The organism is Qipengyuania sp. YIM B01966 (assembly GCF_016461955.1).
Lineage (GTDB): Bacteria > Pseudomonadota > Alphaproteobacteria > Sphingomonadales > Sphingomonadaceae > QFOP01.
The window spans coordinates 1-13,502 of sequence record NZ_JADMNM010000015.1 but is presented as its reverse complement, the minus strand read 5'-3'; the positions used below and the strand labels follow the sequence as shown (position 1 = coordinate 13,502).

Below are 13,502 nucleotides of genomic sequence, written 5' to 3'. Positions count from 1 at the left end.
CTCCGCTAATCTACGCCGCGAGTTGTGCCGAATGTTCTGACGACGGACACCCCTGCTGCTTGGCTGGGCTCTGTATCCCGGCGAGACGCTCCTCTCTCGACACCGGAAGTATTACGCCTGGACTGGCTCCATCATAGGGATCGCCGGATTCGGTTCGTTCTGCCACCTCGCCTTCTCGCCCGGCGCTTTCTCCTGAGGGGAGGTCATGCTCCACATAAGGCGACAGCGCCATACGTTCGTATGTCTCAGCGGTTTCCCGCGCGGCGTGGACGACAAATCCGCCGAAGACCACTGCGGCTAGGATTATCGAAAAAATCTTTCCGGAGTTAGATTGTACTCTATCCCGGCCAGCTACCGTGCTCTGTGTCATCGGCACTACTTGCCGAAACATGCCTACGATTCGCTTAACCATACGGCTGAACGCCGTTCTTTTGTCACTTGATCATCTGGCCTCGAGGTCGAAGTGAAAGCCTTGCCCAACCGAGAGGGCACTGGATATCCACTGGCCTTCGGATGGCGAGAACATCGCACTTTCCAGCCATCGGAAGTGTCGCTCGTCGGCGGGTGCCAGCTCTCGCACCGTTGATGCAGGAAGCTCCCTGATCATCTCCACATCGCCACCCGTGACGATGCCGGAGGCGGCCACTTTCGACGACAGGACAACCTGCACCACATGCCATCGGCCAGACATCCGCTGCGAGATGTCGAATTCGTTGCGAGAGAGAAAGAACCTGTCCGAGGTTTTCGCGAAAGCCGTTTTGACCTCGAGGCCCTCGATCTTCGACTGTCCTCCGCACTCGATGTCGTAACCGAAGGCATCCGAAATCAGCGCAACATGTCGTGCCGGCCTGCCGATAGCCCTCAGTGCGTCCATCACAATCAGTTCGCCGGCCCGGCCAAGCTGTCCCAAGAACTCGTCGTCGGAGGAAGCGAGCGCATCGGCATGCACCGCAATGAGCAGATCGTCGAGGTCATCTCCGAGCCACGCCAGCGCATTCAAATCATCAGACGGCACCAGCTCGCGGCGCAGCAGTCCATCCACGACCGCCGCCCGGAGCCATACGGGCGGTCGGCGACGCAGCAACACCCCAGCGATGCCCTTCAGGCTGGAATAGTCCGCCGCATGGCCAAACTGGTTCAGCGGGTGTCCCACGGCGATGGAGGGCAGGCTTTTCGCCAGTCCCCAGTCAAGCAAAGCGTCGGCCGCGCTTGCCAGGTCGAAGGAAAGGGCCGCGATCGTGCTCCGCTGACGCGCAGCCGTGACCCATTGATCACGATTCTGCCGAACACCCAGTCCCGCCACGTGCACGAGCAGGAAGACGGCATGGCACTGACCTCTAGTCGGAGGCAGCCGCATGTTCGGTAACGTGGGCAAGAACCGCCTGGAAATCGTCCTCAGCGGCCGGGGCACCGCCCAAGCCTTCGTCGGGCATCGGAAGCGCAATATCGACCAGTCCGGGATCGTCCATCAGCACCGCGAGCGCTGAGACCTTCTCCACGAGCCTCCCGTTTACCGCATCGTCGATAGAACCTTCGCTGACGAGCAACGTAAACCGCGTCATGGTGTCTTCGTCCAGGCCTAGGCGATGGATACGGTCCTGGCTCTGAAGAAAATGCCCGGCGTTGAAGGTGCGATCCAGATAGACGGCCTCATGGCACCAGTGGTGCAGGCTGACGCCTTCGCCACACGCGGCAGGGTTGGCGAGGAGCACAGAGCAGCCGTCATCGTGACGAAAGCGATCGAACTCACGCTCGCGCGTGACGACTTCGGGTGGCGCTATCTCGTCCGATGAAATCCCGCCGTGGACGACAGCCGGCTGGAACCGCTCGAGACGCCGTTCCAGCAGCTTGAGGTTCCGAACGAAGCTCGACCAGACCAGCACCTTCTCTCCGCGCGCAGCCGCCTCCTCGACGATCTGTTCGACCATCGAATACTTCCAGGGATCCTCGTAATCCGCATAGCGAGCCAGAAGACGGACGAGACTTTCGCCGCCCTTGAGCGGCAGTGGGGGGTGGGTGAACTCCCGGATGTCTCCTTCCTCGGAACCAGCCAGGAGCAGCATCGGATTGGTCGCGGCCTCAAGCAGGTACATCACGATGCGACCGAGGCGGCGCATTTCGTGTCGCGGCGCATCGGGAAGTGCAAACGCCGCACGATACTGGCCGAGCAGGGCGTCGTAGATCGCCTGTTGAATCGGCGGCATCGCCTGCCGGATCACCCTGAATTCGGTCGGAGGCAGGTCGAGCTCGACCTTCGGGGTCCTGACGAAATAGCGGCGGACGGCGGCATTGGTCGCCAACAGAACATCCTGATCGCGACCTTGGCGTTCGAAATACGCAGCGTCGGGGAGGATCTGCCGATCCTGACCAGGATAGAGGAAGCTGATCAGCGCGACGAGATCGTGCGCACCCTGTGGTGCCGGCGTTCCCGTTAGCACGTCCCGGCGGGCGGCCGCGTAGGCAAGATCCAACACGGCTCGACCGTGTTGGCCGCTTGACCCCCTCTTGATGCGATGCGCCTCGTCCAGAATGACCTGCGTAGGGACCGTCGAGACAAACGAACGGACAAAGTCGTAGTCGTTGGCCGTCCTGTGGTAATTGGAAAGCAGCACCACTGCATCCCGGGGCACGATCGTGCCAGGACCGTCATGAACAGCGAACTTCGGCGGAACATCGAAGCATTCGACCAGTTCCTCCTTCCAGGCACCGAATGCAGCCAGAGGGCCTACAACCGCTAACCTTTCGATCTCCCCACGAGCACGCAGGAGGGAAAAAGCCGCGAGGGCGACTGTTGTCTTACCCGCGCCGGGCACGGAGAAGTCCGCCCCGTGTGGCAGATTGACCAAGCGATACAGGTTCACGAGCTGAAATGGCCGTAGTTCACGTCGGAAGCCGGAGTCGCGCAGTTCCTGCTTCAGCGCGTCAAGCTCGTCGTCATCAGGATCGCCCAGTTCAACGACCTGCTCTCGCAACCCCCTGTCACGCGCCATTCGCCTCAACTGCGCCGTGAGCTCTTCCCCCAAGGCGAGCCCGACCTTGAAGACGGATTTCAACTCCCGGATCACAGCGAGCTCAGCAAGAAATACGTCAGCATGGACAACAGTCCTGCTGACGGAGCCGGACTCTATTCCGCGGGCCATCGCTTCCTCGAGGCGCGCCCATGCTCCCGGGCTCTCCTCACCCTCGCGCTCGATGACGACGCGAGGCCTGTCCTGCTTGTAAAGTTCGGCGGTGAACATCTACTTCTGCTCGAGCTGCTCCACGATCTCCCTCAGTTGAGAGACCCGATCGACGAAGCCCGCCTCGTCGAACTCATCGAAGCTGCGCGCCTGAGCAAGAATGCTCAAGGAGCGGCCTGCGTCGCGGATCGCCGCATCCAAGCGTTGTAGCGGAGCATTTACCGCCTTGCTGTCCTTGGTGTCCTCGTCTGCTTCGTTCGCAGCGACTGTCACGGCTTCCTTGACGGTCTCCAGCAGGTTGTCGACCAGCACGGTGTCGCCTCCAGGCAGCGAGATCATCTCGTCCTTGTTCTTGGTAGCGAGGAAGGACAGAACCGCCGAAACGCCCGACGCGCTGGTTTCTTGCGATCCAAGGACGTCGTCCAGCAGATCGTCGGCCTCGTCCGCATCGGCCGTCGCTTCGCCCTTTGCAAGCTCCATCAACTTGGCCAGCACGGGTTCCTTCTGGAATTCGCTCTCGATGAACGTGTCGGCATCAGGCCGCCGGAGCTTGCGAAGGTCGCGGTAGTTGGCATCGGAGATCACGCCGAGGAAGAACGAGTCGCGAACCACCTTCGTCTCCTGGGGCGTCTTGTTCGATACGTAGGCCGACAGCTCCGTGAAGGGGCTCTCCTTGTCCTCGAAGTTGGTGTAGTCGAGTGCGCCGCCGGACATCTCGACCAGCTGATGTAGCTGCTGAAGCTGCGTGTATATCTTGCGCGCCTCATCCTGCTTCAGTCGGACGCGCTTGGCCACCTTGGCCCAATCCTTCCCCGAGGCTTCGAAGATATCCTCAATGAGGAAGCCCTCGTTCACCCAAGAGTATTGCTGACGATAGTCTCGTGAGACCTGCAGTTCCGTTTCGAGGTCAAGGATCTCCTGTGCGGTGACGTCGTTCGGCAGCACGAAGGCGCGGATGTAACGAGCATCCTGCTTGTCGTCCTCGACATACAGCTTTCGCAGGGCGGCACCGCGACGGTTGCCGTTGATCAAAACGCCGTCGGCCGTGATGACCGCCGGTTCGCGCTGACCGCGCTTTGCGAGATCGTCGAAGAGATCGTCCGCGTGTGCCTGCTTAATGAGGATGTTGTATTGCTCGGTCTGCGCAGCATCCGAGAACGGATCGGTGAAGACATCCTTTTTGCCCGGCTGACGGGTCACCTTGATCTGCTCAGCCCGCGTCCGGTGATTGAGGATCGAGAACCTGACCCAGTCCACCTCGAGCGAAACTACTGGAAGTTCCTTCTCGGGCCTGAGCCACTGCGGAAGAAGCTGCCGTGGTGCCCCCTCCGCACGCGTGGCGACGAGCTGGGCGCGATCTTGATCGAGAACAGGGTTCAACGTGCGTCACTCCTGAAAATGGTCGTCTGACCGGGGCCATAGCGCGACGCGATCGTGGCACGTGTCCCGCGTGCGCCTCTCGCGAAGCCCACAAATCCGATGTAGTTGAGGTATTCCGCTTCGACGATGCCGAAGAAGGACAGCAAGGCCTTCGGAAAACCGAGTTCGCGGTTGCCGTTCCAGTTCCAGTCCCCTGGACCAATCTCGTCTATCCCCCTGCGATCAGGCATGACCCATAAGCAAGGGGGCGGCACCTCGGTCTCGCCGATGGAAACGCTACGCGATTTCTTCGGGCATGGCCGGACCGAAGTACCACACATCGAGTTGTGGAAGATGACGCCGTCGACCGCGTCGCTGTAACCTGGGTCGAAGAAACGGTTACGGAGGCGGTTCACGCCCTTCGCAATGTGCTCGCCAGGCTGATAGCTCAGGCTGTCGCACAACCACCAGAGATAGGCCTCGTTCGCCCAGTCGGGACGCGACCACTTCACGCTGCTGTGGTTGCCGTCCGGGCAGCCCTTCTGGATGATCGCCACGCGACCAACGCTCGGAACGTCGAGCTGATACACGGTGTCGTCGCCGTAATCAGGCATGCGAAAGGAGTGGATAACCCCCGCAACCTTCAACGCGCCGAAGATCGAGACAAGGAAATCGCGTCGATCGGAATTGCTCGCCGCCGCGCTGCCCCTGATACGCTGTATGGCGGTAGGAAGAGCGAGCTCGAACTCTCGCCGGGTCAGACCCCGGCGGGTGAGAAAATCGTCATCCTCGACGATCGTCTGTATGGCGTTCACGGCCAGATTGACCACTTCCTCGGGAGGTGCTCCCGCGTGCCGACACGGTGCCGCCTTCTCCATTCCCATCCCGTTCAACTCCGTTTGGATTGCGCACGGAAAGCACACAATATCTTCGCCTTATAGGACGTGCTAACGGAAGCGACAAACAGAACAAAAGGCAAACTTTATTCTTGCTTTGGCGCCTTTTTGGCGCCACTATGGGTAGACACAAGATAGAGGTTCAGCCATGAGCGGCAAGAAGCACACGAGCATCAGGGTAGAGAGCGAGATCATGGACGCCATCGAAAGCGCCCGATCCAAACGGCCCGGTAGCGTCTCCGCGAACACCTGGATCGTCGAGGCCATCGTCGAGAAGCTGCAGCGCGAAGGATTCGCTATCGGGGTTCCGAGCAATGCCTAGCTTCCTGGAATTCTTCGCAGGCGGCGGAATGGCCCGGGCGGGCCTGGGCCGAGAATGGCGCTGTCTGTTCGCCAACGACTTCGATCACAAGAAGGCGGCTTCCTACGCCGCCAACTGGGGCGGGAGCACGCTCCACATCGGTGACGTGGCGAAGGTCGCTCCCTCCCAGATCGACGGGGCGGCGGATCTCGCTTGGGCATCCTTCCCTTGCCAGGACCTGAGCCTCGCTGGCGGTGGCGCGGGGCTGAAGGGCGAGCGTTCTGGCACGTTCTGGCCATTCTGGGAGCTCATGGGAAAGCTCCATGCCGAGGGGCGCGGTCCTAATCTCATCGCGCTCGAAAATGTCTGCGGCACTCTCGCGTCTCATGGTGGGCGCGATTTTGCCGCAATCGGCGAGGCATTCGCTTCACGGGGCTACCGCTTCGGAGCGCTTGTAGTCGACGCGGCGTTGTTCGTGCCGCAGTCGCGACCCCGTCTCTTCATAATCGGAGTGAAGGACGGTCTCGTCATTCCCGAAGCGCTCTGCTCGGACGAACCCGTCGGGCGCTTCCATACCAAGCAGCTGGTCAACGCGCAGGCCAAACTATCGGCAGAGGTCGCGGCCAAATGGATCTGGTGGAACTTGCCAGTCCCGCGGACCCGAAAGGTGAAATTCGTCGATTTGTTGGACAACCCTGCCGGGTCCGACGGCTGGCACACCCCCGCCGAAACCAAATCGCTGCTCGCCATGATGTCGCCGATCAACATGGAAAAGGTGCGGAAGGCGCAGGCATCGGGCGAAATGACCGTCGGCTGCGTTTACAAGCGGACGCGGAGAAACGCGCAGGACGACAAGGTCCAGCGCGCCGAAGTCAGGTTCGACGGCATCTCAGGCTGCCTGCGAACGCCCGCGGGCGGATCGAGCAGGCAGGTGATCGTCATCGTCGATGGGAAGACGGTGCGATCACGCCTCATAACCGCGCGTGAAACCGCGCGGCTGATGGGTCTGAAGGACACTTACTGCCTGCCCCAGAGCTACAATGACGCCTATCATCTGACAGGCGATGGCGTGGCCGTTCCCGTCGTCAGGCACATCGCCAAAAACCTTCTCGAGCCCATCGTGTCCGCAAATGCCGTCGACCAGGCCGACCTCGTCGACCTGATGGCGGAAGCGGCGTAGACCGTCGTCTTGGAGAGAGGTAGAGCCGCGGGACCATGGCGGTAATTCCCTGCTCCAAGAACCAGAACCTGCAGGCGAGCATTCGCGACTTCGCCGAGGTATTGAAGACGCAGGCTCATCTCTTGGGAGACCACGGCCTCGACGAGGCGGAATTCTATCAAAGCGGCATCCTGAGAGGGGCTATCGAACGGGTGCGTGGCCAGTATGCGGCCGACAGAACGGAAAAACGGGACTTCGTGCGACGGGTCTTGAACCATCTGCAAGACGAAGCCCGAATATCCGACTATGAGGAAGCCGACGGCTCAGCCCGCTACGACTTCATGGTGCACATCAACGCGGGGAAGCGGACTGCCATTGCGGTCAAGGGATGCCTCGACGGCAATAACACTAACGTCTTCGAGCGGCCCGACGGCGTTTCCGAATTCCTGATCTGGAGCATATGCACGAACCAGGGTGCCGATCCCCGCAGGAATGCCTGGTCCGGCATACACACACGCCTCAGTGCCGAGATCATCGAACGGCAGCAGCAGGTCGACGGCGTCGTCATATGGGATTGGCGTTGCGGGACGCTGGGAAGACCATGCCCGAAGATCGAACAGACAGGCGTGATGGAACGAAGGACGGTCATCGGCCCATGGCGGCTCGTTCCGCCATGCATCTATCTCATGCCGAGCTCCATCCCGGGCCCCGATAATCCCGCTCCCGTTCCACACTCGATCGAAAGCCTCCCCCTTCTCCAGGGATTGCACGGATCCTTTTCCGGGCTCGGCGACGAGCTGAATCTCGTTGCCATCCAATACAGCGAGGTCAACGGCGTCGCGGGTCGAGCTACAACCGTGACGCGAAGCGGCCAGATCGAGCAATCGTCGGAAAGGACTCCACTACGGCGCCGCTGACCGAAAGCTCGCGGAATGATCCAAAGACCGCACAGAGCGAATCGCCAACGCTCCCCGAGCAGGTTCAAGGCAAGAAGCTGGCGGCCCATCTAATTACAGTCAGTCCAAGGACGATGTAGCCCGAGATCACGGGAACCGAGATCAGCACCACCTCAGCCCAAAACCATGCAGAAGAACCCTTGCACTTTGCTGCGTGTGGGCATGAGGTAATCTGTGAGTCTTGGTCATACCAGTCATCCATAGCCGATCCTTTCACCGACGATTGATTTCGTTAAAATCTTGCGGGTCGGTGTCAGCAGCTATGGACCCTTCTGACCTGACGAACTCCTGTCGCAATCCAAGCGCCAGACGAGCAAACCGCCCTTTCCCTGCTCGGAGCAAACCAAGCCGCGATCGCGCATGTTACGCAGGGCCGCACCAACGCGCTTCTGAATGGTCTTGACCAGCTTGGCATCGGCAGAGTTGAGTTCGCGCTCGGCCATGAGCCGCAAGGTGATCGCCTTGCCGTCGAAGCCCTCACCGGTGGTACGTAGGAGGTGAAGGATCGACCGGGTCACCTGGCCCTTGAACGCGACGTGACGCGGAGGAAGCGGCTTCGCCTTGATCTCGGCAAGATCAGCTTCGGGGTCGAAGAGAAGAATGGTCTGATCGACGTGATCCAAATTGATGAGCGCCTCGCGCAGTTTGTCCTGCAATCCTTCTGCGAGGCCGGCAATTTCGCCGCGCTTCGTCAGCAAACCAGATAGGACGTTGGGGTGGTTAGAATGGGGAAGCTGGGGCAAGGCATCATGATCATCCATGACTCGCTAGGTAGCCAAATTTGTGTTACACTTCAGTAGGATATTTTGTTGCAATAACTCCGCCATACCGCGAATACCTGCGCCTGATCCTGCCAAACCTGTCCTCCGTGAACATCGCGGAAGCCCGTTCGAGCGCGAACCGCTTCAAGAGGCAACCGCGGGCCGAAGTGCTCGCAAGGATCGCGAGATGAGAGTGGTCAAGACGGCGATGACTGCGGGCACGACCCACAGCTGCCGTCGGCGATGGGATCGCGCGCTCATATCTTGATGCGAGCGGGGCGCTCCTGAGGTGGCCCTCCTGCGGACCAGTCGAACATCACCGTCCTACGGCAAGGATGTCCGAAGGCCAGTGAAGCTCAGCGCTTTCCCACAGCCTGTGATCTCGGTTAGCAGAAGGGATGCGCCGACCTGAACCGATAGAGCTCGAGTTCGCCCTGCTGCTCTTCTTGCTCGTCCTGCCGCTTGCCTACTGGGCGGCGAGGAAGGTCCTCGCCTTCGTCGGCATCGGCTAGGCACCAGAGGTCCCGAGGACCTTTCAAGCCACCCTGCCGAAGCCGGGACGGGGCCGCGCGGGAGCGTCCCTAATCGCTCCGGCTGCCCACCCATCAGCCTCGTGATCGGGCTTTAATTGAGTGCTCAAAAACTGCAAAGTGTGCAATGGAAAAAACACCCAACATAAAGGGGAGAGGTCTTTGCTCAAAAGGATAGTGCACATTGTGCACTATTGCAATCCATATCCGTAAACCGCACATAAGGTCGGTCAGAAATGGTCAGCGAAAACTCCATCCTCAAACCGATGCACACCCCAGCCACCATACCATCCTTAGAGGTCCTTCACCACCGGGTTACCTCCATGCCGGTAGTGACCGTTCCTGGACGGGGGGTCAGCGGCGTCCTCACCAAGGCCGCGCAATATGCCTTGAGGAACTACAGCCGCTCCGCCCGGCGCAAGCTCGTGAAGTGGTTCGGCCGCTGGCTCGCGCAGAAGCCCGCGAACGTCGACGACATCCTCGGTCGTTCGACCGCGGACAGCCGCACCGAGATCGAGGATTTCCTGAGCCGGCACGGCTGCAAGTTCTCGTCGATGAAGGGGCCGGCCCATCGGGACGGAATCGTCAAGGTCACTCGGAAGGGCCAAGACACAACCGAGATCAGCATCCTGCTGAACGCGATGCTCGACTTCTACGAATGGCTGGTCGACCACGGCTTCAGAGACGACTCCAATCCCCTCATGGTCGACGGCTACCGGAAGCAGGACATCGTCGAACGGCGCAAGCTAGAAGCGCGCCGGGAACGCGGCCGCAAATTCTTCACGTTCCGGGGCCTGCGCTACGAAACCCATTCGGGCAAGGCCTACCGACCCAAGATGCAGGACCCCAGCCAGGCCCGCGACGCCATCCTGTCGGCGGGGCGGGAGATGGGTTGGCCGCTCGAGGTCGATCTCACCTTCAGCGTGATGGCCGAAAGCGGCTGCCGGATCAGCGAACTGCCCCTGCTCAACGCCTGGGACTGGTGGGAAGCCTCCCGCTTCGGAGACGAAATCGCCGCGCCCAACAAGCAATCGATGGGAATCCGGGTCAAGACCCTGCTGATCAGCGACGACACCGTGCGACGACTGGTCGCGGCCTTCGAAGATCGGCCCGACGGGTACGCGGCCGGGAAAAGCATGCACATGCTCAGGAAATGGGCGACCAGGTGGGATGCCGAGGACAAGCTCACGAAGGTGCTGCTGTTCCCCAGGGCCGACGGAAAGCCGATGAGCGAATGGTCGCTTCGCCAGACCTACTTCAACCGCGCCGCCTTCAGGTCGAAATACCTCGTGCCCCAACTGGACGGGACATCGAAACGCCCGACCCCGCACGTCTTCCGGCATGCCCGCATCGACGAGGAGATCCGCAAGCTCGACGTGCTCTACCCGGATCTCGACGACTTTGCGGCGTCGCTCATCGACTTCGCCGACGACATGTACATGAGCCCGGAGAACATCTTCCGTTACGCCGCCGGCACCCTGCACAAGAGGCGCATGCGGATCCGGCGGGAGGTCATGAAGGCCGATGTCGCGGATCTGAGCCAGGCCATCGCCGAAAAGGCGGGCGAGAACAAGGCCAGGGAAATCGTCGAGAGGATGCGCCAGTGCCAAGGGTAGTCGCCAACATGCGGGCGGCGGAACATCCCGCGATCTCCGCCAAGAACCTCCTCGAGCCTCGCCGGCGCGGCGACCCCGACGCCATCATCGACCTGACCGGATTCAAGGGGCAGCGGCTCCGGATGAAGATCAGGGGGGTGTCCGAGCTCCTCCGGATCGACGAGAAGCCCGTGGCCGAGCTGGCCCGACTGGGCATAATCGAGAGGGTCGACGCGGGGACCGACAAGTACTGGCACCTCTCCTTCGATCCTGCTTGGGGATGCCTCGACCTGTGGGAGCTATGGATCGCTCGCCAGTCCCGGCCCGAGACGCTCGAGGCGTTCGACGCGATACGCACCGTCCGGGACGCTTTGCGCATTCCCAGCCGAACACCGTATCCGTCCTTCGTCACCGACGCCGCCTTCGACTATCTCGAAGCTCTCGACCTCTTCAACGGACGCGAAGCGCGAGAACTCCTACCATTCAAGATCGAGCGTCAGGATCCGACATCGACTGCCCTGATTGAGCGGGTCAGGCGCAGAGCGATCAAGACCCAGAAATCCCTCACTCCCGAAGCTTTCGCCAAGAAGCACCTGCCGGCAGGCCTGAGGAAGCTGCCACTCACCTGCCTCGACGACCGCTTCGAGGACGACTTCGCGGCGCCTTCGCAGCATGCACTCTCGATGCTTGCCGAGATGACGCACCTCAAGGTGGAGGCGGCGATCTACATCTTCCGCCTGGCTGCCAGTGGAACCGGAGTGAAGTACGTCCAGCAGCGAACCGCCAACCTCTTCACCTTCGCACAGAAACTCCAGCCCGTTGAAAATGACGTTCAGGCCGCGGTGCGGACTTGGCTCTCGGGCTTCGCCCAAAGTCTAGAAAGTGGGAAGGTCACACGCGCGACCCTGGATGAGCCTCTCACCGCGTTGCGCATGTTCGAAGACCTCAACAACGCAGCCAGACTCACGGATGCACCCGAGGGTTTTGCGACGCTGGTCCGCTGGAAGGCCGAGGACATAGAAAATTGCCAGCATTCCCTACGGCCAGCCTCGGCGATTAACCAAGCGCAGGAGCGTCAGTCCCGCCTGACCAGTTCCGGTCCACTCGCGGAGCGACTGACCGAGATCGAAGCCGTCATCGAGATCCGCTGGCATGACATCGAGGCGGTCCTCATGAAGACGCGAGGCCTTCTCGACGAGCTGGATCAGGTGCCCTCGGGCCACGTCGGCTTTACGAGCACTTCGCACATTGAAGACGATGGTCGGTCGGAGGGCGCGCCGGGCATTCGCACGGACTACTGGGAGCTATGGCGCCCCGAATCATATCTGGACCGCCTCGCAGCCGAATACTCGACGATCTCGGCGATGCCTTCGATCCTCAGGACCCATAAACGAGGCACGGCCAGCTCGGAGAGTGAACCTTACCACCTTAAGTACGTGAAGAGCGAGCTCGACGGTAGGCCCACGAGCCCACCGTACTTCGTCACGCTCTTCAGCCACGACCTCATGAACGGCTCCTGGCGGCTGCCACGCGAAATTCGCCAACGACGGTTCGAACTCATCCAGGAGTGGGGCCTCCCCGGTGCCAATAGTTCGCCGGCAGGCCTGCTGGACTTCGACGAGCATGCCAAGGCCATGCACCGCATGGCGCTTGACCACGGGGACACACTCGTGCCTATCGAGTCCTTCGCGCTGGCGATGCGCATGGCGCGAGTCGCGTTCAGATGCGGGCGGGACACCGCCATGCGCAGCGGCGAGCTCGTGCAACTGAGAGCCGATGCGGCGAACCTCTTCTTCGACGAGGAGGCCGAGATGGCGTACTGGACCGCGTATCCAAAGGGAGCGTACCCGGACGAGGACGATACCGACGGCGAGGAAGCTGAATCGGGCAAGCGCAGGTATCACGTAGGCGAACGAACGCTCGAGGCCCTTCAGGACCTCCAGTCGGAATTGAAGCAGGTCTTCGGGCTGGAGGCGGTGGCGGAACTCCTGCCGCCTCCCCAGCAGATCAAGGGCAAGGCCGATGCGCAGCCCTACCTGCTGCGGGCGCGCGACCGGGCGCTGGGAGGAGGTGATCTCGCAATCTTCCTCGCCTACCTCACGGCGGGACATGGCAGCTATACCATCCACGACCTGCGGGCCGCCGTCGCGAAGGACCTCTACTCCCGCGGCGTGCACCCGCATGTCATCCAGAACCTGCTCGGTCACGCCCACATGGGACTGACCCGGCGATATGCGAAGCTTACCGACCTGCTCACGCAGAAGCGGAAGAAGAGGCGATCGCTCGGCGAAGGCCGGCGGAAGATGAAGATGCTGGCCCTCGCCAACGCCGCCCATTCGAGGAGAAGCAGGCCATGAGTGCAGTTCCCGACCTCCGCCACATGACACCAGCCAAGCGCAAGACGGCCCAGGCGATCATCGCGGCGCGCGATGAAATCATCGGGAAGGGAGAAAAGCTGACGGCTCCCGCCATCCTCGAGCGAATTCCCGACTTCCATCCGCATGGGAAGGCCATCAAGCGCCGTCAGCTCTACGACGACGACTACGTCGAGCTCTGGCGCGTTCCCAACCCTAGCGCCGATGCGGACGACCAGCTCCGGCGCATTACGGCGGAGCGCAACCGACTGAGAAAGAAGGTCGCCGAGTACCGGGTCCGGACAGCCAAGCTCGAGAAGGCGCTCGCCGAAGCCCGCGAGGAGATTGCCGAACGCATTCAGAGCGCGAGGGAACAGGACGAGCGCATGCATGTCCGTCGTCAGAACATTTG

At 61.4% G+C, this 13,502-nt stretch carries 11 protein-coding genes; 6 read left to right on the top strand and 5 right to left on the bottom strand.

The window, feature by feature from the left end; translation table 11 throughout:
• Positions 1-442: 442 nt before the first annotated feature.
• Genes ILT46_RS11560 through ILT46_RS11545 form a run of 4 tightly spaced genes read right to left on the bottom strand, consistent with a single transcriptional unit; the run spans position 443 to position 5,416 of the window.
• Positions 443-1,357, bottom strand: coding sequence for a protein NO VEIN domain-containing protein (locus tag ILT46_RS11560; RefSeq protein WP_199504800.1), 915 nt, complete (start codon positions 1,355-1,357; stop codon positions 443-445).
• Entirely contained in the window at positions 1,338-3,239 is a 1,902-nt protein-coding gene (locus tag ILT46_RS11555; protein WP_199504799.1) for a DEAD/DEAH box helicase, read from the bottom strand. Before ILT46_RS11555 ends, ILT46_RS11560 begins: the two co-directional genes overlap by 20 nt.
• Positions 3,240-4,559, bottom strand: a complete 1,320-nt coding sequence (locus ILT46_RS11550) for a hypothetical protein (protein ID WP_199504798.1) — start codon at positions 4,557-4,559, stop codon at positions 3,240-3,242.
• Positions 4,556-5,416, bottom strand: coding sequence for a hypothetical protein (locus tag ILT46_RS11545; protein ID WP_199504797.1), 861 nt, complete (start codon positions 5,414-5,416; stop codon positions 4,556-4,558). The genes ILT46_RS11550 and ILT46_RS11545 overlap by 4 nt, the downstream gene beginning before the upstream one ends.
• A gap of 166 nt (positions 5,417-5,582) precedes the next feature.
• On the opposite strand from ILT46_RS11545, the gene ILT46_RS11540 reads away from it, so the two are divergent.
• The 3 genes from ILT46_RS11540 to ILT46_RS11530 are packed head-to-tail and all read left to right on the top strand — an operon-like array spanning position 5,583 to position 7,811.
• Positions 5,583-5,756 (top strand): hypothetical protein, encoded by a 174-nt coding sequence (locus tag ILT46_RS11540; RefSeq protein ID WP_199504796.1) that lies wholly within the window; start codon positions 5,583-5,585, stop codon positions 5,754-5,756.
• The gene (locus ILT46_RS11535; protein ID WP_199504795.1) at positions 5,749-6,915 is read left to right on the top strand and encodes a DNA cytosine methyltransferase; all 1,167 of its coding nucleotides are present in this window, start codon (positions 5,749-5,751) and stop codon (positions 6,913-6,915) included. Before ILT46_RS11540 ends, ILT46_RS11535 begins: the two co-directional genes overlap by 8 nt.
• Positions 6,916-6,950: 35 nt before the next feature.
• Positions 6,951-7,811 (top strand): hypothetical protein, encoded by an 861-nt coding sequence (locus ILT46_RS11530; RefSeq protein ID WP_199504794.1) that lies wholly within the window; start codon positions 6,951-6,953, stop codon positions 7,809-7,811.
• A gap of 299 nt (positions 7,812-8,110) precedes the next feature.
• Here ILT46_RS11530 and ILT46_RS11525 read toward each other — a convergent pair whose 3' ends face one another.
• Entirely contained in the window at positions 8,111-8,611 is a 501-nt protein-coding gene (locus tag ILT46_RS11525) for a hypothetical protein (RefSeq protein WP_199504793.1), read from the bottom strand.
• A gap of 853 nt (positions 8,612-9,464) precedes the next feature.
• Here ILT46_RS11525 and ILT46_RS11520 point away from each other — a divergent pair.
• The 3 genes from ILT46_RS11520 to ILT46_RS11510 form a co-directional block, all read left to right on the top strand.
• Positions 9,465-10,757: a hypothetical protein gene (locus ILT46_RS11520; RefSeq protein ID WP_199504792.1), complete on the top strand. Its 1,293-nt coding sequence runs from the start codon at positions 9,465-9,467 to the stop codon at positions 10,755-10,757.
• 8 nt (positions 10,758-10,765) lie between these two features.
• Positions 10,766-13,093: a tyrosine-type recombinase/integrase gene (locus tag ILT46_RS11515; RefSeq protein WP_199504791.1), complete on the top strand. Its 2,328-nt coding sequence runs from the start codon at positions 10,766-10,768 to the stop codon at positions 13,091-13,093.
• The coding region (locus tag ILT46_RS11510) for a hypothetical protein (RefSeq protein ID WP_199504790.1) at positions 13,090-13,502 on the top strand (413 nt) is incomplete at its 3' end. The genes ILT46_RS11515 and ILT46_RS11510, both read left to right, overlap by 4 nt.

What these genes read in the sequence shown, in the direction of transcription:
- ILT46_RS11525 (WP_199504793.1), bottom strand. Translation starts at nt 8,611, where the DNA reads ATGGATGATCATGATGCCTTGCCCCAGCTTCCCCATTCTAACCACCCC.
- ILT46_RS11545 (WP_199504797.1), bottom strand. Translation starts at nt 5,416, where the DNA reads ATGGAGAAGGCGGCACCGTGTCGGCACGCGGGAGCACCTCCCGAGGAA.
- ILT46_RS11540 (WP_199504796.1), top strand. Translation starts at nt 5,583, where the DNA reads ATGAGCGGCAAGAAGCACACGAGCATCAGGGTAGAGAGCGAGATCATG.
- ILT46_RS11520 (WP_199504792.1), top strand. Translation starts at nt 9,465, where the DNA reads ATGCCGGTAGTGACCGTTCCTGGACGGGGGGTCAGCGGCGTCCTCACC.
- ILT46_RS11515 (WP_199504791.1), top strand. Translation starts at nt 10,766, where the DNA reads ATGCGGGCGGCGGAACATCCCGCGATCTCCGCCAAGAACCTCCTCGAG.
- ILT46_RS11530 (WP_199504794.1), top strand. Translation starts at nt 6,951, where the DNA reads ATGGCGGTAATTCCCTGCTCCAAGAACCAGAACCTGCAGGCGAGCATT.
- ILT46_RS11535 (WP_199504795.1), top strand. Translation starts at nt 5,749, where the DNA reads ATGCCTAGCTTCCTGGAATTCTTCGCAGGCGGCGGAATGGCCCGGGCG.
- ILT46_RS11555 (WP_199504799.1), bottom strand. Translation starts at nt 3,239, where the DNA reads ATGTTCACCGCCGAACTTTACAAGCAGGACAGGCCTCGCGTCGTCATC.
- ILT46_RS11560 (WP_199504800.1), bottom strand. Translation starts at nt 1,357, where the DNA reads ATGCGGCTGCCTCCGACTAGAGGTCAGTGCCATGCCGTCTTCCTGCTC.